We start from the raw sequence: 24,799 nt of genomic DNA, 5'->3' as shown, positions 1-24,799 counted from the left end.
GAGGGAGGCCAGGGTGAAGGGCGGCGTGATCCTGTTCCGCGGCAACGGTGCTGCCGCGCGCCGTTATGTCGAGGCCGACCGTTCGCGCGCTGACGAGTATTACCTCGGCGCGGACAACGCCGTCGCCGAATACACCGTGCTCGATGCTCGTGGCGAGGTCACCGCCACCCGTTCCCTGAGCGCCGCGGAGTATGAGGGGTGGGTGGACTGGATAAACCCGCTCACGGGCGAGTCGATGGGCACCCCGCGTAAACCCGGCGAGAGGTCGAAGGGGTCGCCGTTGTTCGCGGAGATGGCGATCAACGCCCCCAAGAGCCTGTCGGTCGCAGCCGCCCTCCACCCCGAAGTCTCCGCCGCGCTCGATCAGGCGCAGCAGGACGCACTGGGAGAGATTCGACGCTGGCTCGGCCAGCAATCCGTGACGAGGGTCGGCCCGCGCGACCAACGGGAGGTGCTGCCTATCGAGCGGATGCAGGTCGTCGGCATCACTCACAAAACCTCTCGGGCGGGTGACCCGCACCGGCATATCCACATGCAGATCGGTACCCGGGTGTGGGCGGCTGGAAAGTGGCGGGCACTGGATACCGCCGCGTTGTTCAAGCAGCAGGGCGTGATTCGTGCCCTCGGCACGGCGGTCATCGCCGCGCACCCGCACCTCGCGCAGACCCTCGCAGAGCACGGCCTGACCCTCGATCCCGTGTCCGGGGAGGTGACGGAGTTGCAGCCGTTCAACGGTGTCATGTCGAAGCGGTCGGCGCAGATCAGACGCAACCTTGACCGGCTCGAAGCCGAATGGGAAGCTGACCGTCCGGGCGAAGTGCTCGGCCCGGTCATGAGCGCGAAGTTGCAGGGCATCGCGTGGACGCACCAGCGGCCAGGGAAGAAGCCCACGGATTTGAAGAATGAGCAGTGGTGGGTGCAGGAACTTCGCGACGCCGGATACGATCCCGCACGTGTCGAACAGCGTGCAGTGCAGCGCGCGGTGACGCTGGATGAGCTTGCGGTGCAGGAGGTTGCATCACGGGCATTGGATCGCTGCGCCGCCGCATCATCAGCATGGACAACGCACACAGTTCAGGAGCACGTCACCCGCATCACCACCGAACACGGCGTGCAAACCACACCTGCCGAGCTGCGCGACTTCATCGCACTCGCAACTAACCTTGCGCTCTCCGATTGCTTCTCCGTCCTCCCGCCAGAGGCGGCAACGCCGGAGCATGTCGCCCACCTGACTAGCCTCGCCGTGGTCGCCGCCGAGACCGCGCTACGCGACCAACTGGCGGCTGCGTCACCAGGGCAGGAGCATGCGCACCCGGACGTGACCGAGGCCGCGCGGGCGGCAGGGCTCGACGCTGGACAGAGTGCCGCTGCTGCTGCGGTCGCTTCGGCCGACCCGCTCGTGATCGTGGAAGGCGCTGCGGGGAGCGGGAAAACGACGATGCTCCGCACCGCCATCGAAGTTGCCGCCGAACACAGGCGGGCGTCGCGGGTGGTTGCACCGACGTTGCGCGCAGCGCAGGTCGCACACGAAGAACTCCGCGTACCTGCAACATCGGTCGCGGCGCTCGTGCACGCCCACGGATGGCGGTGGAACCGCGACGGCGTATGGACACGCCTGAATCCCGGTGACACCGACCCCGACACCAGACGGATCTACACCGGCCCCGCGCGGGATGCGGTGCTGTTGCGGGGTGAGCGGGTGATCGTGGACGAGGCCGGGATGCTCGACCAAGACACTGCCCACGCCCTCCTCACCATCACCCAAGAGGCAGGCGCGATTGTCGCGCTCGTGGGCGACCGCGCACAACTCCCTGCCGTGGGCCGGGGCGGGGTGCTCGATATGGCCGCCCAGATACGCGGCCGCACCTACGACATGACCGAACTGCACAGGTTTGCTGACGCGGAGTACGCAGCACTCACGTTGACGATGCGCGACCGACAGAACCCCGGCGAGGTGTTCGACCGACTCGCCGCAATGGGCTTCGTGACGCTCCATACTGGTGAGGAGTCGGCCCGCGACCACATCGCCGAGAACGCTAGCCAAGATGAGGCGATCACCGTCGCCTTGAACGACGAAGCCGCCGCCTTGAACGAGCGCATCCGCATGGGACGCATCGAACGCGGTGAGGTCGACGACACGATCACGGTGACCGGGAGCGACGATCTGCCCATCGGTCGGGGTGATCTGATCCAGACGCGGAAGAACGACACCGGTTTGGGCGTGGCGAACCGGCAACAGTGGATTGTGCAGCACGTCGCTGAGGACGGCACTCTCTATGCGAGGGAAGTCGCGAGCGGGCGGCGGAACCCGCGCACCGTCGCTATACCTGCCGAGTATGTGAGCGAACACGCGCACCTGTCCTACGCCGCCACCGCTTACGGCGTCCAAGGCACAACGGTCAACACCTCCCACACGTTTCTGTCGGAGGCGACGAGCGCGGCAGGCATCTATGTCGGCATGACCCGAGGCCGAAAGAACAACCGGCTGCACGTCATCGCCGAGAACCTGGCCGATGCTCGGGGGCAGTTCGTCACAGCGATGCAGCGCGACCCCGCCGACCGAGGCCTCGAGCACGCCACCGCGCAAGCTGCGGAAGCAGTGCGCGGCATCGTCAAGAACGGCCCGATTCAGCGCGTCAACGCAGAACTCGCCAGGCTCGATAGGGAAGCCAAGCGCGCAGAACAGGCGGCGCAGCGGTGGGAGCAGACCGCCAAGCAGCTCGACGCCCAACGTGCCAGGCACCGTGACGAATACGAAGAGAGCATCGCCGTGCTTCGTCGGGCCGAGAAAGAAGCCGGACGTGTGCGTGCCGAGGTAGCCGCGCCTCTCGTCGAGCAAGCCGAGCACGACGGCGCGGCGTACCTCGCCACCGTCGAAGCAGAGCGGACAGCGAGCGTACGTCTGGCAACTGTCGGGCGGTTCGGGCGGCGCAAGGTCCGCGATGAGTACCGCGCCGCGAGCGAACAAACGCAGATCACGCGAGCCCGCGTCCGGGATGCGTGGGAGGCTGAGCCGCCACGAACACCCAGCGCGCTACCCGAGTGGGTTGTGCAGGTCACGGGGCGGCGAGCAGAGGCCGATCCCCGAGTGCGAGACGCTGACCATGCTGTCGAATTCGCTCGCACCGAACGAGCCGCAACAAGTGAGCGTCATCGGAACGAGCGCCTGGTGCTCCTGGCGAGCGAGTACGGGCCGGAGAACGCGCGTGCTCGCCAGCACGGGATGCGCGCCCTCAACCCTGCTCGTAATGCCCGCGCCGCCCGCGCTCGTGCAGCGCTGCTTCGTGCCGAGAGCGAGGAAATCCGCGGCATTCCCGCGAATGACGCAGCTGAGCTTATCGAGGCCAAACGCGTAGAGCGGGAACTTGCGCAACATGAAGCCGAACGGCGTCAACGCCAACTCTCCTCTCCCGCTGGGTCGATGCGTCGTAATCCAGATGGGCGATCAGGACACGGGCTGGGACTATGACCCGCACTACGGCAGCGCGTTCATCTTGGTGTCACACCCCATGGATTCTCCGAGTGGTCTTCCTCTGGCCGTGACGACTGGGTCCCGGTCCTCGGTGTAGCGTTCTGCTCGGAAACTCTGCAACCGGTGTGGCGTCAGAATCGCGGTGTGGCACTTCAGGAGTCTGTTAGTCAGAGCCCCCTAAATCGGCGGGCTGGTTTCCGGCTCTGGTTTCGGTCCAGTAGCCGATCACGTGGTGACGGTCGCGGGGTGAGCCGAGTCGCTTGCGGAGCTCGCTGCGGATAGCGCGGCTGGCGGATGCTTCGCACGCCGCCCACGCGTACCAGGGCTCAGCGGGCGGGGTAAGCGCAGCAACGGTGGCGGGCAGCGCGCTGGGGCCATGGCCATTTCCGGTCCCGGTCAGCCAGCGGTATTCGACGGTGGCGGCGGAGTCGATCGTTTGGATGTCGGCGGCCTCGGGTACTTCGATGATGGCGAGGGCTCGGGTGGTCTCGGGGAGTTCTTCGATAATGCGTCCCAGGCCGGGAAGCCCAGTGGCGTCGGCGATGAGGAGTTGGAACGTCGCGTCTGATGGCGGGCGGTAGTAGGAGCCGCCGCCATGGAAGGCGCCGATGATGTGGCCGGGCTCTGCGCGTTCGGCCCAGTTCGAGGCGATTCCTTCGCCATGGATCGCGAAGTCGATATCGAAACGGCGGCCGTCGTCGTAGACGCGGCGGACAGTGTAATGGCGCCACGGGGGTTCTTCGCCGGTCCACCCGGGCCCGTACTCGGGCGAGTTGAACGTCGTCAGATCGGCTTCGGTCTCGCCGGGGCGGGGTATCGCGATATCCATGCGTTCGTCGCCGGTGCCGTCGGTGGGCCAGCGCCAGTCGCCGATGGTCTGGAACGAGATCTGGATCATGTGCGGGGTGAGTCGTGCGACGCGTTCGACGCGGGCGGGGGAGCAAGGGACGGTCATGGGGCTATTCCTCCTCGAGAGATGCGGGCGATGGCTGAGGTCGGGAAGTCTGGTCGCGTTCACGTGTCCAGGCCTCCCAGAGTGAGCGGAAGACGCCGCCACGGGCGAGGAGGTCGTCGAGGTCGCCTTGCTCGATGATGCGGCCGGCCTCGAATACAGCGATCGAGTCGGCGTGCTCGGCGTGGGAGAGACGATGGGCGATGATGATCGCGGTGCGTCCGTGAACGGCCGCGTCGACGGCGCGGTCGAGTGTCGTGTCTGCGCCCGCATGAGCGGATGCTTCGTCGAGCACCACGATGGGCGGGTCGGCGAGCAGGACGCGGGCAAGCGCGATCTGCTGGAGGCGTTGCTCGTCGAGATCCTGTGGGGCGGGCGTGTCGAGCCCGTGCGCAAGGTCGTCGACCCAGTGGGCGCCGACCGCGTGGAGGGCGGTTCGCAGTTCGTCGTCGGAGGCGTCCGCGCGAGCGAGTCGCAGGTTGTCGCCGAGTGTGCCGGAGAACAGGTGCGTCTCTTGCGTGACGAGCATGACCGCGGGCTTGCTCGAGTCCTGCACGGCTCGGGTTGCGGGTCGTTCCCCGACGAGCACGGCGCCCCGGTCAGGCTCGGCCAGTCCTGCGATGAGTCTCGCGGTGGTCGATTTCCCCGATCCGCTTGCCCCGACGAGCACGACGCGCATCCCCGGGGCGATCTTGATACTGACATCGGCGATGGCGGGTCGTTCCGATCCCGCCCCGGGATAGGTGAACGTCACGTGATGGAGCTCGACGGAGGCATCGCGAATCGGTTGTCGCGGGGCTGCCGGAGCGGTGCTGTGCAGCACGCCGACGAGACGCTCGAGTCCCGCCTGGGCGCGTTGCAGATCATCGATGCTCGACAGCAAGGCTTCGATGGGGCCGAACAGGCGGTGGAAGAACAGCGCGGCGGCGGTCACCGTCCCGACGGTCATTCCGGCCGTCTCCACGAGCCAGAATCCGACGGTGAGCACGGCGGCGAGACCTGCGAACTCGGCCAGGTTGAGCGTGCCGTTGAACACGTTTCGCGCCCTGCCGGCCGTGCGAGCGGTGTCTACCGCGGTTAGGCTTCGCTCGGCGATCAGTCCGAGACGAGCAGGGGCGAGACGATGGGCGCGAATGGTGCGGGCTCCGGCGACGCTCTCGATTATCGCTTGTCCGCGGTCAGACTCCTCGCGGCGCAGTCGCACGTACAGAGGGCGCGAGCGGCGCAGGAACCGCGTCACCGCGACCAGCTGCAGCGGGACGGCGATCAGCGCGGCCAGCGCGAGGAGCGGATCAAGCGCGGCGATTCCAACTGCCGTGAGCACGATCGTGAACAGGGCGCCGACAAAGCGCGGCAGCACTCCTGACCCGGCCTCGGTGACCGCCTCGACATCACCCGTCAGTCGCGACACCACGTCCGAGCTTCCCGCCCGTTCAACGGTCGTGGCATCGATCCGCATCGCGGCGGTGAATACCTCCTCGCGCAGCTGCGCAAGCATCCCCTGCACACAGACCACCAGCAGCCGTCCGCCCCACCAGGCGGTCGTGGCCGAGACGGTCCCGGCTGCGACGAGGATGCCGGCTGCGAACGGGATGCGCCACGCGTCGACGCCGGAGAGGACGATGTCGACGATCCAGCCCAGCACGGGAGGGATCGCCAATGCACTGGCAGATCCGGTCAGCAGCAACGCCACTGTCGCGGTGATCAGGCCTCGTCGTCGCGCCAGGAGACCACGGACGGTGCGCAGGGTGTCGCGGATCGATGCGACGGGCAGCGTCTCGGTCACGTGTGCACCGCCTGTGCAACCGGGGGCGCGGTGAGGTCGATGACCGTCGCGCAGCTGTCGAGCAGGATCGGGTCGCTTGTGATCAGCAGGATGGTGCGGCCGCATCGTGCGAGGCCGGCTCCCACACGATGCGTCGTGATGGGGTCGAGCGCGGTCGTCGGTTCCTCGAGCACGAGAACATCGGCCGGGGTGTGCAGCGCTCGTGCCAGCAGCAGTCGCTGTCGCTGTCCTCCGGACAGGCGGCGCCCCTGTTCACCGATGGGCGCGTCTGGTGATCCGACATGCTCGATCACGTCGTCCAGCGCGGTCGCTTTCACCAGATCGTCGTTCAACGCGCAGGAAGGGGAGGTCGCGAGGGTGACGTTGTGTCGGATGCTGCCGGTGAACACGAACGCATCATGAGGCGGAGCCAGCACATGCTTCCGGTAGGCATCCGGGCCGATGGTCAGGGCGTCGACCCCGCCGAGCATGAGTTCGCCCGGTGCGGGCACGCTGCGGAACCCCAGCCGGGTGGCCACGTCGTGAGCGTGCCTGGCGCCGGCCACCCGGATGCCGATCATCCGTCCCGGCTGCGACTCGATCACACGACCGTCCATCGTGGCCCACCGCAGCATGCTGTGATCCGGGTCCGTGTCCTGTCCGTCGGGGAGAGTGTGCGGCTCGGTGAGCAGGTCGTGCAGGCGTCGGGCTGATGCGTGCTTGTGCGCCCAGTTCGCCCCGAATGTGCCGATGTGGTCGAGGGAGGCTTGCAGGAACTGGGCCAACCCCACCACGGTGATCAACTGCCCCGGTGTGATCGTCCCGTGCATCGCCATCCAACCGGCCACGGCAGCCAGCGCGCCGAGGTAGAGGACCGATACTGCCGTGCTCACCGCCTGGTAGGTCAACAGTGACCCAGACGCGCGGATCGCGCCGTCGCGGGAGGCTGTGCTCGCTTCGCGGTAGCGGGCGACGATCTGCGGATGGGCTGCGAGGCCGTGGATGATCCGCAGCCCCTCCATGGCGTCCGTCGCCACGTCGCTCGCCCGCGAGACCGCGCTCTGCTCGGCCATGCCCAGACGTTCCAGCGGCCGAGCCAGTGCGGCCATGCCCCACAGCACCAGCAGCGCCCCAGCCAGCGCTCCGAGGCCGAGCGGGATCGAGATGAGTAGCAGCGCAGTCACCGCGGTGAGCAGCGCCGCGATGGTGGCGGCCTGTTCGGCGATGCTCCACGCGACGCCGGCAACCCGATACGTGTCGCTCGTGACGACGGACAACACCTCGCCCGTGCGGCGCGTTCGTATTCCTCGCGGATGCAGCACCCGGGCGACCGCGAGCTGCCGCAGGTCATGCTCACCGTGCCCGTAGATGCGAACCATCGCCAGGCTCGCCCATTGGTAGCTGAACGACAGGATGAGGAACACCGCTCCCAGCACACCCAGCCAAAGCGCCAGCGCGCCCGGATCACGAGGGAGCACCGCCCGGTCGATGACCACGCCGATGAGGATCGGTACCGCTGCCTCGCTCGCCTGGTGAAGCATGAGCCCCGCGGTCGCCGCCGACAGTCGCCACCCGCGTCCGCCACGCGACAGCGCGACGCGTATGACCCGGCCAGGCGTCTGTGGCGTCAAGAGGGGAGTGTCGGTGGTCACTCTTGAGACGCTAGGCGTGCGGGTGACCGCGGGGATGACGAATGTTGTCGCCGATCAGACACTGCAAAATAGATTAGGCTTGCCTAAGTAGACCTATGGCCGTGGACAGTGAGGGGTGCTAGTGACTCTGCTCGATTCGTCGTCGACCGGCGAGTGCATCGATGATGCTGTGGGCTTGCCGGTACGGGAGCGGATCGTGCCCGAAGGGTACCTGCTGACCACCCGGTTCCTGCGATATGCGTACGTCGATGACGCCGATGGGTGCTCGCCGGTCGAGCACGCGCACCCCGAACATGTCGTGTTCTGGCCGGAACGCGCCTCAGCCGAGATCGAGGTGGAGGGCATCCGACGCAGACTCACCGTCGGGCAGGGGCTGTGGGTGCCCGCCGGAACGCGGCACGCGGCAAGCCGCGCCCCCTCCACCACGCTCGCTGCTCTGCACCTCCTACCCGAGGCGTGGGACGGCCCCGCAGCGGAGGTGCGCCCGGTCACCGTGAACGCCGCTCTGCGTGAGCTTCTCACACATCTGGCGATCACCGGTATGCCTCGCCAGCAGCGCTTGCGCGCCCAGCGGGTCTGTCTCGAGCTCGTTGCAGATGAAGTGTTCCCTGTGATCGAACTGCCGCTCCCGCGGGATCCGCGCATCGCTCCAATCGCCCGGGCGATCATGCGTGACCCTGCCGATGACCGCTCGATCGAGGACTGGGCATGGATCACCTCTACCAGCGCTCGCACACTCGCACGTGCGTTTCGTGCCGAGACCGGGATGACGTTCAGTCAGTGGCGCATGGCCGCACGCATGTCCGCCGCGGTCCGTCTCCTCAGCGACGGGACCCCCGTCGGGATGGTGGCACGCAGAGTCGGCTATGCCACCTTCAGCGCCTTCAGCGCCGCATTCCACCGTGTCATGGGGCGTCCGCCGCACCGATTCCTGCCCGCCAATAATGACGACTGACGAAGGTGCTCCTCGGGGTCATGGTCGATGACGCTCGGCGGTGCCTTTTCCTGGGTGCTGCTCGTGCGGGAGCCTCCTCATGTCGATGTGACAGGAGCGGCGGTGAGCTCGTGTCCGTTCAACGCAAGAAGGTGTCCGTTTTCGGCAAGCATCATTCTCTAGAGTGAGCTACGGCTGGCCTAACCTGGCTGCTGGAGGTCTTCCACCGGAGACACCTGATCACATCACTGAGAGGACTCATGTCCGTTTTACGTCGCACCGGCGCGCTCGTCGCACTCGTCGCATCGATCCTTTTGGCCACCGGCTGCTCGTCCACGCCCGACTCGAGCGCAGCCCCCGACGGGGCGGCCGCGACGGAATCGAGTTACCCTCGCACGATCGAACACGCGTTGGGCGACACGACGATTCCGGAGAAACCGGAGCGCGTGGTGACGCTGAGTTGGATGAACCACGACATCGTCGCCGCGCTCGGCGTCGTTCCGGTCGGCGTTCCCGAGACGTGGGGCGGCGACGAGGAGGGCTTCACCCCGTGGTTCCGTCACCAGATCGAGAACGAGCTGGGCGCGCAGATGCCGGAGGTCATCAACGTGACCGAGGACGGCCCTGACTACGAGCAGATCCTGGCCCTCCAGCCGGACGTCATCATCGGCGTGTACTCCGGCTTCACCGAGACAGAGTACAAGCGGCTCAGCGAGATCGCCCCGACCGTTGGGTACATGGATCGGCCGTTCACTGCCGGCACGTGGCAGGAGCACACCGAGATCATCGGTAAGATCCTCGGCGAGGAAGACAAAGCCGCCGAGCTGATCGAACAGACCGAGGCAGCCATCGCCGAGGAAGCCGCGAAGTACCCCAACCTCAAAGGGGCCTCGTTCCTCTACAGCACGACCTTCTCCTCGGGGGCAACGGAGATCACCGCCTATATCAGCGAGGACCCGCGCGTGCGGCTGCTGCACGAGTTCGGCATGGTCGACACTCCGCAGCTCGCTGCGAAGACCGCAGACGTGCCGGCGGACACCTGGTACGGCGGCATCAGTCTCGAGGAGCTCGATTCGGTGGAGGCGGATGTCGTCCTGGCGTGGTCGTATGCCGACGCCGACACCAAGCACACGCTCGAGCACCCGGTCTTCAACCGGTGGGACCCGATCGCGAACGGCCGCTACTTCATCGCCGAGGACAACACGCTCGGCATGGCCACCAGCGGTCCCAGCGTGCTCAGCATCCAGTGGGCGATCGAGCAGGGCTACATCAAGGACATCTCCGCGGCGATCGACGGTGGCGCCGTCGTGCGCAGGGCCCAGTGACACGGTGCTCCAGGGTTCATCCCATCGATCCGGATTCGAGCAGGTGAGCGTCCCGACAGTGACAGCCGCCCGTGCGCTCGAGGAGCGGGCGGCACCGTCCGGTGTGGCCCGCTCCGGGGCGTTTCGACTGGCTGGTCTCGGTGTCGCGACCGCCGTTCTTGCTGTCGTTGTCATGCTCAGCGTTGGCGTCGGAGCTCGAGCTATCGCACTGCCGACGATCTGGGACGCGCTGTGGGCGTATGATCACACGATCGATGAGCACGTGATAATTCTCGAGCTGCGCGTGCCGCGCACGGTCGTCGGCTTGGTCGTGGGCCCGGCGCTCGGGATGTGCGGGGCACTGATCCAGGCGTACACCCGGAACCCCCTCGCTGATCCCGGCATCCTCGGCGTGAATGCCGGGGCGACGTTCGCGGTGACGATGGCGGTCGGGTTCCTCGGCATCGCCGCCCCGCTGGGCTACGTATGGTTCGCGTTGCTCGGCGTCGGCGCTGTCACGATACTCGTGTACGCGCTTGGCGCCGTCGGCGGCGGCAAAGCCACCCCGGCGAAGCTCACCCTCGCGGGTGTGGCGATCAGCGCAGTGCTGGGCGGCCTCACCACCGCGATCGTTCTCGGCAACCGTGACACCTTCGACGACCTCCGATTCTGGGGCGTCGGATCCATCGGCGGTCGACAGCTCGATATCGTCCTCTCCTTCGCGCCGCTGATTCTTCTCGGGCTCCTGCTCGGCCTTGGCACCGCCCGAGCGCTCAACGCCCTCGCGCTCGGAGACGAGCTCGCCGCCTCGCTCGGGGTTCGTGCCGGGCGGGTGCGGATCGTCGTGATCGTCGCCGTCACCCTGCTCGCCGGCACGGCGACCGCGCTGGCGGGACCGATCGGGTTCGTCGGGCTCATGGTGCCGCACGTCGTGCGCTGGTTCGTGGGCCCCGATCAGCGATGGATCTTCGCCTACACGATCGTCGTCTCACCGATTCTGCTGCTGTCCGACATCCTCGGCCGAGTCATCCTCCCCAGTGGAGAACTGCGCGTAGGCCTTGTCACCGCCGTCATCGGTGCCCCGGTGCTCATCGTCCTCGCACGACGACGGGGGGTGAGCGGCCTGTGAGCACCTACTCCCGCCGCAGTCCCGGGCGCGACACCTTCGACCACGGATACCGCGCGATCGTCATTCGCGTGCCACGGGTCTCGGGCGTGGTCAGCGTACGTGTCCTCGCGGTCTGCGCCACCCTCGCACTGCTCACCCTGATCCTCGCGATCATCTCCCTCACCCTCGGCACCTACCCCGTGCCCCTCGGCGACGTCGTCGCCGCGCTCACCGGCACCGCCAGCAAGCAGACGAACATGCTCGTCTTGGGATGGAGACTGCCGCGGGCACTGTTCGCAATCGCCTGCGGCATCGCTCTCGCCATCGCCGGCGCCATCTTCCAAACCCTCACCCGCAACCCGCTCGGTTCCCCGGACATCATCGGCTTCTCCTCCGGCTCCTACACCGGCGCGATCCTCGTCATGCTCCTTCTCGGATCCACCCGCTACCTCGACATCGCCACGGGTGCCATCGTCGGCGGCATCATCACCGCCGCTATCGTCTATCTCCTCGCCACGGTGGGCGGATCCGTGCAATCGTTCCGGCTGATCATCATGGGCATCGGCGTCGCCGCCCTGCTCTCCTCGCTCAACTCCGCACTCATGTTGTCCACCAGCGTCGACACCGCTATGCTCGCCGCCGTCTGGGCAGCCGGATCCTTCAACGCACTCGGCCACGACCAGCTCTGGCCCATGTCAGCGCTCCTGCTCATCCTGCTCGCCGCCGTGACGATGCTCGCCCCGGGCCTGCGCCAGCTCGAACTGGGCGACGCCACCGCCCAATCGCTCGGCGTACGCGCCAACCGCACCCGCGCCCTCGCCGTCGTCGTCGGCGTCGCCCTCACCGCGCTTGTCACCGCCGCCGCCGGCCCCATCTCGTTCATAGCCCTGGCCGCCCCGCAGATCGCGCGTCGCCTGGTGCGCGGATCGGGACTACTGCTCGTCCCCTCGGCGCTCGTGGGCGCATTTAGCCTGCTCACGTCCGACGTCCTCGCCCAGCGCATCGGGGTGCCTGTCGGTGTCGTCACCGTCTCACTCGGCGGCGCATACCTCGCCTGGCTGCTAATCTCGGAGTTTCGGAGGAGAACATGACCACGACCAATCCCGCCACCGGCACCGTCGCCGTCGACGCAGTACGCACAGTCGCCGTGCGCGCCGGGTACGACAAGCGGATCATCGTCGATGGGGTCGACATCACCATCGCTCGCGGCTCGTACACCGCCATCATTGGCCCCAACGCATGTGGAAAATCAACCCTGCTGCGCACGATTGCCCGCGTCCTCCCGGCCCTCGATGGCGCGATCCTGCTCGACGGAGACGACATCCACCGTCTGCCACCGAAACAGCTCGCCACCCGGCTCGGCCTGCTTCCGCAGACCTCTCTCGCCCCGGACGGGATACGCGTCGCCGATCTCGTCGCCCGCGGGCGCTACCCGCACCAGGGTATGTTCGACCGGTGGTCCGCCGAGGACGAGGCCGCCGTCACCGCCGCCCTCGAAGCCACCGGCACCGCTGACCTGTCTGGAAGACTCGTCGAAGAACTCTCCGGCGGGCAGCGCCAGCGCGTCTGGGTCGCGATGGCCCTCGCCCAGCAGACCCCAGTCCTACTCCTCGACGAACCGACCACGTTTCTCGACATCTCCCACCAGTACGGGCTCCTCGAACTGTTCGAGACACTCCGCAGCGAGCTGCGCCGCACCATCGTGGTCGTCCTCCACGACCTCAACCAGGCCGCCCGGTACGCCGACCACCTCATCGTCATGAAGGACGGCGCGGTCGTCGCGTCCGGTGCACCAGACCAGGTCCTCACCGCCGAGCTCGTCGAGGACGTCTACGACCTTCCCTGCCTCATCCAACCCGACCCCGAAACCGGCACACCGCTGGTCATCCCTCGTCGCGTCGTCCGACGACCGCTTGCCTCCTGAGCCGGCAATCGCCAAGGCGCACAGCGACGTCTCACGGCGCTCGTTCACCCTCGCGGGTATCGCTCGCGAGCGCCCTGCGGGGATCTGTCGCAAGGGCAACGGCAGATGTCCGCCATACGAAAACAGCGACGGATAGCGTCGGAGCTAAGGGTTACCTTATCCCGCTGAATCATCTCTACTCGTGAGGACTGTCCATGCTCTCTATCTCCCGTCGCGCGGCGCTCGCCGTGCTGGCTTGCACTTTTCTCCTCTCCGGATGCGTTTCCCCACCTCCGCCCGCGGAGGCCGAGCAACGCGTCTTCGCCGAGCCGGAGGATGGTGCGTATCCGGTGACGATCGAGCACGCGTACGGGTCGACCGAGGTCACAACCCAGCCGAAGCGCGTCGTCGCAATCGGCTGGAGCGGCGCCGATATCGCGATCCAGTTCGGCACGGTTCCGGTCGCGCAAGGCCACGCAACCGGCATCGAAGCCGACTACTACCCGTGGGTCTCCGAAGCAATCGAGAAACTCGGTGCTCCCTTCCCCTCCGTGGACCCTTCATTGGAGCGCGGTGAGGTCGACCTGGAGTACGTCCTGATGCAGCAGCCCGATCTCATCGTCGCCATCAACTCCGGAATCACCGAGGCCGAGTATAAGGCGCTGTCAGAAATCGCACCGACGATCGCCTTCCCCTCGGAGCCCTGGGCGACCACGGTCGATGAGCATATTCAGATGATGGGTGCCGCGCTCGGGCGCCCGGCATATGCCACCCAGATCGAGAAAGACACCACGCAGCGCATCGCCGATGTCGCGGCAGCGCACCCCGAATTGTCGGGAGTCACTTACCTGCACAGCTTCCTGCCTTCCGACGACGGACAGGTCGTCGTCTTCGGCTCCGTCGACCCCCGAGCCCAGATTCTCGAAGCTCTCGGGCTTGAGCCCCTCGCCGGAACGCTCGAACTGCAGCGCAAGGCAGGCGACCCCGCCAGCTTCACCGTCAGCATGGAGCAGTTCCTCCAGCTGAACCCCGATGTCCACGTCGTCATCTCCGATGAGGACACCTGGCGCGAAGCCGTTGCCGCGAACGCCGCATTCCAGAGTTGGACGCCTGTGTCGGAGAACCGGGTCGCACTGATCGACGACCCCGCCACCGGGCTTGCCCTCGCTACCGCCACCCCGCTCGGCATCGACTGGGGCATCGACGCCATCGCCGACAGGATTAGCCGCGTCGTCACCGAGACCCGCGGGGAAGGAGGCGCATCGTGACCTCCGAGATGACTCGGGAAGCGCCGCGTCGGGCCGGGCGTCGCCGCGTTCTGGCTCCGTTCGTCGTTCTGGCTCTCGCGCTGTCTTTGACGGCGTGCGGATCATCGCCAGGCGACCGCCCGACCTCAGAGCAGCAGTCGGGCGCCTTCCCGATATCCGTAACACATGCGCACGGCGAGACGATTATCCAGTCAACCCCAGAACGAGTGGTTGTCCTCGGGGCCAGCGCCGAAGACGCGGTCGCCGCGCTGGGCGTCGTTCCCGTCGCGGTCCCCAAAGAATACGGCACACCGGACGGCTATAGCGATTGGTTCCGCGAGCATGTGACTGTCGAACTCGGTGCCGAACTGCCGCCGATTCTCTCGCCAGGAAAGGACGGTGCCTACGACCCAGAGGAGATCCTCAGTTACGCCCCGGATCTGATTTTCGCGCCATACTCCGGGATCACCGAATCCGACTATCAGCGGCTCAGTGAAATCGCCCCGACGATCGCCTATGCGCGCACACCGTGGACTTACGGTTCGTGGTCAGACATCGTCGAGCTCGCAGGCACCGCGCTGGGACGCCCTGAGCAGGCTGCGGAACTGATCTCACGAACGCAGGCAGCGATCGATTCAGCGCGCGATGCGCACCCTCAGCTCGAAGGGAAGACCTTCATCTTCGGCGAGTGGCTGGAAGACGGTTTCACGGACCTTGCCGTCTACTCGCCGGATGACCCCCGACCTACACTGCTTCGTGAGTTCGGGATGACTGACGACCCGTCCGTCGTTCAGGAAGTCGGCTCATTTGGGGACGACTACTACGGCTCCGTCAGCCTCGAGAGACTGGATGCGCTCACCACCGACGTGTTCATCGGATGGTCGAACTCCCCAGACAAGATCGCGCAGACTCTCGCCCATCCACTGATGTCGCGGTGGGCTCCGATTGCCGAAGGCCGCTACTACTACTTGGAAGACCCAGAGCTTCTGATGGCAGTCACCACTCCCTCCGTGTTGAGCGTCCCCTGGGCCGTCCAGCACGGATTCCTGGATGACATCACGTCCGCGCTCGGGGCCGATGCGGTTATACGCACCGGCGACGAATAGCCGTCGCCCTGAGCAGTGAACGGCGCCGTCTGCCGGCACGTAGATGGCAGAGATGACGTCATCGCGAATGGGTGGAAGCGGGCGGTGTGGTTTGGCTCACGATGATGTTTCGCAGCCGCCGCAGGCCCCGCTCCAGCTGTCGGGCCCCGGGGCGGCCGATACAGACCCGCAGACCAGATTCTGTGGCGGACGGATCGGTGCGAACCCGAAAGCGCCGCCACGACTGACAGCTGCCGGCAACTACTGACGTCAGAGATTCCATGTGACATCCGTGACGGCGACAAATCACGGCCGAACAGTCGGGAGCGCTGGACCAAGGTGCCTCGATGCTCGAATGGGGATCGGTCATAAAGACCGTGACCGCCCGGATCGTCGAACAACCTCACCGCGCAGGCACACGCGATCTATCGGCTCCCGTCAGCGTCTATCTCCCGGAGGCGAAGCCGCCACGAGAAGTCGATGTGCGCTCACGCTTCACGCACGCGTATACACCATCGGATACAAAGCCGGTCGAGCCGACAAGCTCGCCGCCAGGGCTTCGGCGCTATATCTCGCCGCCCGTAGACTGGAGCCGCGCAAACGCACACAATCACAGGTGAGTGTGTTTGGGGCACCTCGGCTACCCGAGCTCCACGTTCTCAGCGACATATGCGGCGGGCAAGGTGATCGTGGTTCGCCATTTCGAATGAGATCGACGGACTGTGAGTGATCCATCATCATGGGCCCTGGTCACGGTCCACCGGTCGCCATTTTTCACCCATCCACGCCCGAGCGAGAGTCGACGATCGTTCTTACGCGTGATGATGAGATCACCCCGTGAGGCTTCGTTCCCGTCGTGCAGGCCGACGCCGTCGAGGGCGACTTCGCCTGCGAGAATCCGGTCGGTGCGAGCTCGGGTATTGAGTTGGGAGACGGTGTCGAGGGTCTCGGCGATCAGCACGGAGGCTTTTCCTGCTGCCTGATCTGTTTGCCAGGCTTGATAGGCCTGCTCGATGATCTCTTCGTATCCGCCAGGGGTGATGCGGTCGTGATCGAGGTAGGTGTCGATGACGTCCGTGTCACCGATCCGCAAACCCAGAGAGGCGTGTTTCTCCCACTCGTTTCGGAACCGGCGCACATCAGTGAGATCCGGAGTATCGTCGCGTTCACGCACCAGCATCCCGAACGCCCCACCTGCGTCGACGGCAGCGAGTTGTGCCCAGTCACCGACAAGGAGCACTTTCGCGCCGACCGCTTTTGCGTGGACGGTGATGGTGTCGAGGGCGAGGGTTCCTGCGAGCGATGCCTCATCAATGATGACGAGTTGACCGGCGGTAAGGTTCCAGTTGCCGTGGCGGTGTTCGTGGAGCCACTTCGCTGTGTTCTCCGTAGCCACACTCAGATCCTCGGCTAGTACTTCGGCTGCTGCGGCTGATGGTGCGAGCCCGATGACTGAGCCTTGGCCGTGGCGTCTCTCCCATGCCTGGTGGAGGGCTCGCATGGTGGTGGTCTTCCCGGTCCCTGCGGGGCCAACGAGCACATCGAGAGTGCGGGCGGAGATCCCGATCTTCGCGATCGCCTGCTCCTGATCAGGCGACAACGCGTACCCGTCCTTGTTCTTCGTCCTTGCGGCCTGTTCGATCCAAGCGAGCGGCACCGTGGGTGCTGTGCGGTTCTCGGCAGCGGCGAGGAGTCGATCTTCTGCCGCGAGCACGCGTTCCGAGGAGAAGACCGTGGAAGCTCTCGGGCGGAACACACTCGCACCGTCAGGCTGTTGGAACACGGGCGGGCTCGACGCAAGCTCCGGCGGCGTCAACCGGAGGGAAGCTTGTTCGGCCGCGTCGACAATCTGCTGCGTGATGACGTCACGGTCCTGCGCGGTGGCGAACCGGAGCCCCATCGTTTGGCGGACGGCTTCGGCGTGGAGGTTCCATCGCTTCCACGTCGCACGCCGATCACCTACCCGCTCCACCACGACCGCAGCTACCGCATCGAGGTCATCGAGCGCGATGTCGTCAGCTCGCAGCAAGGGATCGGCTGCGCTACTTGTGAGGAGTGCTGCGGCCCAGGTCGGTGCGTCCTCTCCGAGTACCTCGGTGGCTCGTTCACGCCACTGGGCGGTGAGGTAGCTCAGGGAGTGCTGTTGCTTCGGTGGCCGGGTCTCGAGGGTTGCCTGTTGCCGGAACTGCCACAGCAGCTTCGGTGACGGCTGCCTGCCATGCTTTTCCACATAGTCAGCAACGAGACGGTCTTTGACCTGCTCGATATCGCGGGTACGGGAAGAGAACTCGTCCATCAACCCCTGTGATACCCCGGTGATCTCCCACGCCGTCGACCGACCCACACCACGTTCACGCGCTTCCCACCCGACACCGAGCACCTGGGTGATCCTGTCAGCGAGAACGGCGTTGTAGTGCTCCGATAGCCCGGTCACTGCGGCATGCAGGGCACGGGAATCAAGGGTGCGCCATTTCCCATCCCGTGCTGCTTGCACCCGGTTCGCGACGACCACATGGGTATGCAGCTGAGGATCGGACGCCCGTGAATCGTAATGGTCATATACCGTCGCGATCACACCCCGCACCGGCACTTGCGCGACCGCACCCCGCGGACCCTTGGCGCCCACCCTCGTCGCGGCCACGTCTCGTTCCAGTAGTTCGATCACGTCCTGGATTGCGGTGTGGTGTGCTTGCGCGATCAGTGCTTGGGTTCCTCCGTCGGCGACGGCCCAGAGGGTTGAGACGGACTTCGGGACGGAGAAGGTGAGATCGAAACCAGCGACAGGCGCTCCAGTCGGCTTCGCTGCTTCCTCAGCCTCGATCAACTCGACCTGGGAAGCGCGCTCGTCAGCAGTGAGTGTCTCGGGGAGTTTCTCAAGGCGACGCTGCACCCGCTCCGTCGCAGTGGCGAACTTTCGGTAGGGGCGACCAAGCTGCTCACCCGTGTTCGGGTCCTGCCCGTACCCCATGAGTCGCCGCAACTGCTCCTCAGACAAAGAGTCCCCGTTAGTGAGATCGCCGGAGAGCCCTGAAAGGCCCGACCCGATCCACGAGCCTGGCGGGGTTCCAGACTCCAGGTAATACCTCGTCAGCGCAGACGTGGTGTCTCGGTCACCGCCCCCAGTAACGACAGAGTTCAGCAGGTACCGGTACCCGTCACCGGCAGTCATCACCCGGATCGAGACCGTCATAGTTGAAAGGTGCGCCGAGCGCCCCTCCACCTCACCAGACCTACGGCGACCGCCTAGGCATCAACTAAGCCGAAGCCCCGCACACAAAGAATCGGACAGACCCCACTTTTCTTTACTTAACCCCCACGTGGTCAAAATTTCGCCCATTTTCCGCCCAGTTTCACCTAACCCCGTGTCGAAAAGATGCGACTCGTTGTAGAGAATGATGGACTGGTCCGCGTACCCCCGCTGCCGCCGCACCCGCATGACATTGGCCACCAAGGCGACAAGCAGTGACGCGGCAGTATGGCGAAGGTCATGGTACGAGATAGCCGGCGGGAGAGATTCTCTGCCCGCATGTGCCACGCCATCGCCGGGGCTGTATTGTAGGTGCACCCACGGCAGGGTCGCGGTGACCGTTTTGCCGGAACGGATCATGTGCCGGGTTGGGTCATCACACATAGGCAGTACCCACGTGATCGGCGTTCCTGCCGCGAATGAGCTCGCAGGATGAGCTCGCAGGACTATCGGCCAAGCCTCGTCAATTCCTGAATCCATTGACTAGGGAGGCCCATCTAGCAGAAGCATGTAACCATAACTCCCCTCGTTGCAAGCAGGATATCCGCCCCCGTAACAGTCATGTTTTCGGATACCCACGTCACTACTTGACCATAGATTGATGCAGCGATACGCTTTGAACGTGTTCAGTGAACAGGTTCAATCAGATCGTGCCACTCAGAAGCAGACGACACGCAATAAGGTTTTAGATGCCGCCTATGCCCTTTTTGCGTCAGCTGGGTACGCAGATACAAATGTGCGCGCCATCGCACAGAAGGCCAACGTCAGCGTTGGAACCGTTATGAATGTCGGGAGCAAGCAGTCGTTATTAATTCAAACCATCGGACATCGAATCACCATGATGCACGATGAGCTCCGCGGACAATCAGACAACCTTATCGACGTTCTCGCTCCGTTCCTGAAAATGTTTACTGGTCAGGAAGAACTATCAAAAGCGTATGGCGCCGCACTAATTACCCAAGGAAGCAACGGAGAGACACTCAAGGAGCTTCGAACTCTCTTGGTAGATGAAATCGTTTTGCGCCTGGGCAACATGCTCCCTAAAGATGATGCTCAAGAGTTCGCGACAATCCTTTACAACATCTATCTTGGCTTACTTCTTGGCTGGGCTGCCGGTGCATACGACACCGACGAACTATCCACTCACGCCAACAGTTCCATCTCCCGTCTTAAAATCGCGTACGAAGTAAACTAATGATTCTCGAATCTTCACCTGCTTGGCCCTCCATCATTCTTGCAGCCATTTTGTTCGGAGACGCGGCACTCTCACTCAAACCCCCAGCATTCATCGAGGTCTGCCTCAGAGGAGTACGACTCCCTGCAGAGTGGTGGTGGACGCTTATCGTTATCAAGCTCCTAGCCGCAAGCGGGCTCATTATTGGGCTCTGGATACCAGGCATTGGAATAGGGACGATGGTTGGAGTCATCGCCTACTTCTGCGCTGCCGCAATCGCACATATCCGAGCCCATTTTCTAGGTAGCGAGTTTTGGGTGAATTGCTTAGGTATGCTCACGATCTCGCTAGGCGCTCTCATTGCAACACTACTGATAGCCTGAGACCGCCAATTAACAGATTGCGTCCGCCCATTGGGGAGCGTCATTGCCCGCGCAGAGCAACCTACCGCGGGGTGTTGGTGACCCGCTGGCCGCCTACCGCCTCGCCGGTCTGCTCAACGGGTATGGGTAGCCTACCGGGGAGCAGGAAGCGGCTGCGGCGACCGCACTTCGTGTGCCGACAGTATGAGAAAGCCCCAGCCGATTGTGAACTGGTCCCGACAGTTGGACTGGTTTAATTCTAGGCGGTGAGGGGTTTAAGGGCCTGCTTCCGATATTGCATCGGGGTCAGGTCCAGGTGACTTACAGTGCCGGTGTAGGAAACATAGGGCCTGCGCTGGTGGAGCTTGGCCCGTAGATCCATCTGGTGCATGAGTTTGTCAATCAGTTTGTGGTTGACCACCCAGCCTGGCTACGTAGGTCAGGCAGGACCCTCGTGTGGTCGTAGCGATGTTTGTTTCGCTTGAACCCGTCCTGGATCGCCTGCTTGAGTGCCGCGTGCGTGTCCGGCTTGCTGAGTCGTTTTGGCGGTAGAAGAATGTCGTATGGCGCATACCTGCTGCTTCGAGGAGGTACTACCAGCGGTGTTGCGACGTGAGGATGACAATCGCCTGGACCTTCAGGCGCGTCCCTGGCTCCTCAAGTCCCGCAATTTTTTTAGATAAGCGCTGTCCGCTTCCAGTCGCGCTACCTGACGGCGCAGCTTGTCTTCCTCGGTGAGAACCTTCGGTGCGGCTGAGTCTTTGGGCCTGTTATGTCATTGACACCGTCGGTAGAGCGTGCGATGTGAAGTGCTCCGGGTTTTGTTCCTAGGCATTTGCCTTGATTTCTATTTTCTCGTGATTTGGATTGCCAGTCCAAAACTCTGCTTCTACCTCTGTCGGCGTACGGTAGCCGAGACTTTGGTGAAGCCGTGATTCGTTCCACCACGAGACCCACTCAAACGTCGCGATCTCAACATCAACCACGTCAGTCCACGACCGCCTATGAATGAGCTCATTTTTGTAAGAACCGTTGACGTTCTCGGCCAAAGCATTGTCGTAGGAGTCACCGACTGTCCCAGTAGAGGCAGTGATTCCATGCTCAGCAAGGCGCTCATTGTAGACAATGCTCACATACTGCGAGCCGTGGTCTGAATGGTGAATCAGTCCCGTTGTTTCCTTTGCGCATACAATCGCCTGGTTGAGTGCTTGTAGTGGCAACGCTTCCGTGCGCATCGTATCTGATAATGCCCATCCGACAATTTTGCGGGAGTACACATCGGTGACAAAAGCGGTGTAGACGAACCCATTACCGGTACGGACGTAGGTAATGTCAGCCACCCATAACCGATTCGGTCCAGCGGCACGAAAATCACGGCCCACCAAGTCAGGGCGATTATCCGAGCCCTTGGACCTGCGAGTTGTCACAGGCAACCGGCCTTTACCTTTTCCACTGACTCCAGCAAGGCGCATCAGGCGAGCGGTTTGCTCACGGCCGATGTCGATTCCTTCACGGCGTAGAGCATGCCACATCTTGCGGATACCATAGACTGCGTAGTTTTCTTCATGGACCTCGGCAATATGCCTTGTCAGTGCGGCGTCACGAAGGCTGCGGGCACTTAATCCCCGGGCTTTTGACTGACGGTATCCGCGTGAGGAAATGAAGCCACCTTGCCGATTGCTCTTCAACGTCTGACAGATGAACTCGACTGTGAAACGATCCCGGTGTTCATCGATGAACTGGATCATTTCCGACGTTTGGGGTCGAGTTCCGACACGAAAGAAGCTGACGCGGCCTTCAATAACTCGTTAGTGTCGCGAAGCTCCTGATTCTCACGACGCAGCTTGGCCACCTCTGCAACGAGATCTTCAGGTAAAGGATCAATTGCCCTGCCTTCGCGACGGGCCGCCTGAGCCCACTGCCGGGCAGTATGCCATGAGACACCCAGTTTCGGGGCCACGATCTTGCACGCTTCCTGCATGGAGATCCCCTCCGCCAGGATGCGGTCCTCAACAAGGCGGACCACCCGATCCTTGGCATCCTGGTCAAATTTCTTCGGCATGTTCCAGATTTTCCCATCTACTCAAACGGAACAAAACCTGGGACACTTCAAAGCACCGATCGTCCTAGCCAGCACTGACACAAGCAGCGCAACTGCTGCAAGCAGTAAAAACACTGGGACACTTTCGCCTATTAGCCCTGCCTAGTTGATAGGGGTGATAGGGAAACAGGGCTTGAAGCGAGAGTTTTCTTAGTTTTATTCTTATCCAACCGTTTTAGGATTACGGGCGTAGGCCTTAAAAGCTCGCACTATGCGGTAGTTCGTATTGGCTTCAATTACAGAGGAAATTCTTTCTCCGTCAGCAATCCATTGGAGAGGATCAAAACTGCTGTTCCATCGCTGAGCGACACCAACTCTGCCGTCGCTTTGAAAATTTTTCCGCCATTCTCTGATCCATCCATCGAAGGTATGGGGTGAACTTTTTAAAGCTTGGTGGGCTGCAGAACAGAATGCGTTTTCTTCTGCTTCATCTACTCCCCAGACTGCTGAGGGTCTTGCATTGTCGGGGTAGATGATTACGTAGGTGTGTTTCATGACAATGTTTTATTTGCAGGGACTAGGGGGATGGGGCGGTGTAGATAGTGTGCGAATCTTCTATCGACAGTTACATCAGCCTCTGCTTCTATCTGTCTTGCAATCCACAGCCCTTCTTGTAGCCAGCTGTTGAGGTCAAAGCCCTCTCTCCACCAAGAAACAAACGACGTTCCAACACCATATCCATAGTTTTCGATCCAAGTGCGGTTCCACCGTTTTAAGATTTCGATTAGGCCAATGCTGAGGTGTAGGTCAGATGGCTGAAGGAAATCGTCTTCACGTTCGCGCTGTATGTCATCCCTTTCTGACCATAGTCCCCAATCCATCCCTTCTTCAGGAAACAGTGTGATTATCGTGGTAGGTACTTTCGGCATCCTCCCCAATCCCTTCCGCTTCGGTCGTCATTCGTGTAGGCATTGTGCAGGGTAGAAGAGCTACTCCATACAATGGCGTAGCTTCTGACTTTAGAGTAAGTGTTATACCTTGTTTTAAGGTATGTCCCAGGCCTGCTTGTTTTATTGGTGAACTCTTGTGATAGGAGCGTATGTGCTACGCAGGTTTGAAAGTCTTCCCAAACCTGTCTCGTTATCTCCTCTTGAGGGGGCATGTGGTTATCGGCAATATGCCAAAGATCCCTGCAGTATAGACTCACGCCAGAGTGGTGAAAAACGGTAAGTTTTCCGTTGTCATATCCGCCAATACACTCATGCATTCTATCAAAATTGTCTCCGATAACTTCCTCTGAATCAGTTGATCTACTGGCTGGCCGGCTGGCTCCGAAGGCTGATATTTCTTGGTATGCCGGAAGAGGAAAATTAGGAGACCGGATAAGCCCTCGCTGAAAATACTGCAAATCCCCTCCGTCTTTAGTCGGTTTGATGTCTGCGGTCGGATACCCGTATTTTCCTTTTTCGAAACCGCTATTTGCCCATTCATACAGAACTGGACCATAGATAGGATGGGCTCCGGTTGCTGGAGACCAGTAGATAAAACCCCAGACAAACCTGCTGAATTTTCCAACTCCATCTGGAGTTGATGTCTCATCCTCGATTGGGTAGCTGAGCATTTGTCCTTGTTCGGCACCTGTCTCCAGCCACTTATCGTAGATTGCACCCTTGATAGCTGCTAGACCAGCAAGGGATCCATAGATGTGTCCCTTTGAGAAAGACTGTTTCCGGCCGGTTCCGTCTGGCAAAGCGAATTCATCGGTGGTGGGGTATCCCAGCTCACCTCGCTCCCAGCCATTGCGGGCCCAAACAACAGAAAAGTGCGTGGTAATCGGATGAGCGCCGGTTTGGGGGTGCCAGTAGATGAACCCGTTGACGAACTCATTGCGACGTCCGACACCATCAGGAACGCCGAGTTCATTGGACTTCGGCCAAGTGAGGAAACTCTTTGGTCCACCGAGGGAATCGTACTTTTCCCGGATTTTTCCGCACACTTTAAAAGGGCTAGGCCAATACGTCCGACAGTTATCAACGGCGGCAAACGTCTGTACTCCAGAGCGTGTCTGCGTGGCTTGTTCTTTAGCCTCTTGGATTTCGGCTTGGTTAGCTTGTTCTTTCGTGAATCCACCGGGAATTTGTTCTTTATCGGAACGCATCTTCCCTGGAGTGATTTTGCTTTTGGGGTTGGTGGTGGGATGCCAGTTCTTACCTGTTTGGTTATCAACGTTGTTGTCGTCGAACCCCGGTTCTGTTGGTTCTAGGTTTTCTCGTCCGGGTGCGACCTGATCAGCGTGGTTGTCTGCTGGTGTACTGGTAGTTGTTGGTGGTTGTGTGGGGTGAGCCTGCACGGCAGGGGTGAACCCCATGCCGAGGGTGATGGCGAATAGGAAAGTGGTGATAATGCGAGATGGTCTGGCCATGGTGGGGGAGGGTGTCAGGAAGTTTGTGTGTGAGGCTCTGATCGAGAAGGAGTGTCACCGATAATGACTACTGTGTCACCGAAGAAAGGCCATGACCCGGCGAGGGTCAACGAGATCAGCGAGAAGCTGAT

Annotated in this window: 17 protein-coding genes; 10 read left to right on the top strand and 7 right to left on the bottom strand. The window is 62.8% G+C overall.

Features of this window, described 5'->3' with window-relative positions; genetic code table 11:
* Positions 1 to 13: 13 nt before the first annotated feature.
* On the top strand, positions 14 to 3,469 hold the full coding sequence (gene mobF / locus QP140_RS06420; protein WP_246818115.1) for a MobF family relaxase: 3,456 nt from the start codon (positions 14 to 16) through the stop codon (positions 3,467 to 3,469).
* A gap of 166 nt (positions 3,470 to 3,635) precedes the next feature.
* On the opposite strand, the gene QP140_RS06415 is transcribed toward mobF (QP140_RS06420), so the two are convergent.
* The 3 genes from QP140_RS06415 to QP140_RS06405 are packed head-to-tail and all read right to left on the bottom strand — an operon-like array spanning position 3,636 to position 7,841.
* A complete protein-coding gene (locus QP140_RS06415; protein ID WP_070759182.1) occupies positions 3,636 to 4,427 on the bottom strand; it encodes a siderophore-interacting protein in 792 nt (263 codons plus the stop codon).
* Between the two features lie 4 nt (positions 4,428 to 4,431).
* Positions 4,432 to 6,210, bottom strand: a complete 1,779-nt coding sequence (locus tag QP140_RS06410; protein WP_070759183.1) for an ABC transporter ATP-binding protein — start codon at positions 6,208 to 6,210, stop codon at positions 4,432 to 4,434.
* Positions 6,207 to 7,841, bottom strand: coding sequence for an ABC transporter transmembrane domain-containing protein (locus QP140_RS06405; RefSeq protein ID WP_052127051.1), 1,635 nt, complete (start codon positions 7,839 to 7,841; stop codon positions 6,207 to 6,209). The genes QP140_RS06410 and QP140_RS06405 overlap by 4 nt, the downstream gene beginning before the upstream one ends.
* A gap of 121 nt (positions 7,842 to 7,962) precedes the next feature.
* On the opposite strand from QP140_RS06405, the gene QP140_RS06400 reads away from it, so the two are divergent.
* The 7 genes from QP140_RS06400 (at position 7,963) to QP140_RS06370 (ending at position 15,443) form a co-directional block, all read left to right on the top strand.
* On the top strand, positions 7,963 to 8,796 hold the full coding sequence (locus QP140_RS06400; RefSeq protein WP_052127050.1) for a helix-turn-helix transcriptional regulator: 834 nt from the start codon (positions 7,963 to 7,965) through the stop codon (positions 8,794 to 8,796).
* A 239-nt stretch (positions 8,797 to 9,035) separates the two neighbouring features.
* On the top strand, positions 9,036 to 10,100 hold the full coding sequence (locus QP140_RS06395) for an iron-siderophore ABC transporter substrate-binding protein (protein ID WP_070759184.1): 1,065 nt from the start codon (positions 9,036 to 9,038) through the stop codon (positions 10,098 to 10,100).
* A gap of 58 nt (positions 10,101 to 10,158) precedes the next feature.
* Positions 10,159 to 11,208, top strand: a complete 1,050-nt coding sequence (locus tag QP140_RS06390) for a FecCD family ABC transporter permease (protein WP_284758705.1) — start codon at positions 10,159 to 10,161, stop codon at positions 11,206 to 11,208.
* The gene (locus tag QP140_RS06385) at positions 11,205 to 12,278 is read left to right on the top strand and encodes a FecCD family ABC transporter permease (protein ID WP_246818117.1); all 1,074 of its coding nucleotides are present in this window, start codon (positions 11,205 to 11,207) and stop codon (positions 12,276 to 12,278) included. Before QP140_RS06390 ends, QP140_RS06385 begins: the two co-directional genes overlap by 4 nt.
* Positions 12,275 to 13,111 (top strand): ABC transporter ATP-binding protein, encoded by an 837-nt coding sequence (locus QP140_RS06380; RefSeq protein WP_070759185.1) that lies wholly within the window; start codon positions 12,275 to 12,277, stop codon positions 13,109 to 13,111. The genes QP140_RS06385 and QP140_RS06380 overlap by 4 nt, the downstream gene beginning before the upstream one ends.
* A gap of 194 nt (positions 13,112 to 13,305) precedes the next feature.
* A complete protein-coding gene (locus tag QP140_RS06375; RefSeq protein WP_070759186.1) occupies positions 13,306 to 14,358 on the top strand; it encodes an ABC transporter substrate-binding protein in 1,053 nt (350 codons plus the stop codon).
* Positions 14,355 to 15,443, top strand: coding sequence for an ABC transporter substrate-binding protein (locus tag QP140_RS06370; protein WP_083317367.1), 1,089 nt, complete (start codon positions 14,355 to 14,357; stop codon positions 15,441 to 15,443). The genes QP140_RS06375 and QP140_RS06370 overlap by 4 nt, the downstream gene beginning before the upstream one ends.
* Positions 15,444 to 16,062: 619 nt before the next feature.
* Here QP140_RS06370 and mobF (QP140_RS06365) read toward each other — a convergent pair.
* A complete protein-coding gene (gene mobF / locus QP140_RS06365) occupies positions 16,063 to 18,612 on the bottom strand; it encodes a MobF family relaxase (protein WP_070759187.1) in 2,550 nt (849 codons plus the stop codon).
* A 679-nt stretch (positions 18,613 to 19,291) separates the two neighbouring features.
* On the opposite strand from mobF (QP140_RS06365), the gene QP140_RS06360 reads away from it, so the two are divergent.
* Positions 19,292 to 19,864, top strand: coding sequence for a TetR/AcrR family transcriptional regulator (locus QP140_RS06360; protein WP_070759088.1), 573 nt, complete (start codon positions 19,292 to 19,294; stop codon positions 19,862 to 19,864).
* Complete coding sequence (locus QP140_RS06355) at positions 19,864 to 20,226, top strand: DoxX family protein (RefSeq protein WP_083317352.1); 363 nt, start codon at positions 19,864 to 19,866, stop codon at positions 20,224 to 20,226. The genes QP140_RS06360 and QP140_RS06355 overlap by 1 nt, the downstream gene beginning before the upstream one ends.
* Before the next feature lie 806 nt (positions 20,227 to 21,032).
* On the opposite strand, the gene QP140_RS06350 is transcribed toward QP140_RS06355, so the two are convergent.
* From QP140_RS06350 to QP140_RS06340, 3 genes are all read right to left on the bottom strand, one after another.
* Positions 21,033 to 22,267, bottom strand: a protein-coding gene (locus QP140_RS06350) for an IS3 family transposase (protein ID WP_141759450.1) whose coding sequence is annotated in 2 segments (ribosomal slippage) — positions 21,033 to 21,991 and positions 21,991 to 22,267 — 1,236 coding nt in all. Because the reading frame shifts where the segments join, the coding sequence is not laid out codon by codon here.
* Positions 22,268 to 22,468: 201 nt separating this feature from the next.
* A complete protein-coding gene (locus tag QP140_RS06345) occupies positions 22,469 to 22,801 on the bottom strand; it encodes a hypothetical protein (RefSeq protein ID WP_148812679.1) in 333 nt (110 codons plus the stop codon).
* A gap of 349 nt (positions 22,802 to 23,150) precedes the next feature.
* Positions 23,151 to 24,668: an LGFP repeat-containing protein gene (locus QP140_RS06340; RefSeq protein ID WP_284758704.1), complete on the bottom strand. Its 1,518-nt coding sequence runs from the start codon at positions 24,666 to 24,668 to the stop codon at positions 23,151 to 23,153.
* Positions 24,669 to 24,799: the final 131 nt, after the last annotated feature.

It is taken from the genome of Corynebacterium sp. UMB9976 (assembly GCF_030212265.1).
Lineage (GTDB): Bacteria > Actinomycetota > Actinomycetes > Mycobacteriales > Mycobacteriaceae > Corynebacterium.
This window is presented reverse-complemented; position numbering and strand designations above follow the sequence as displayed.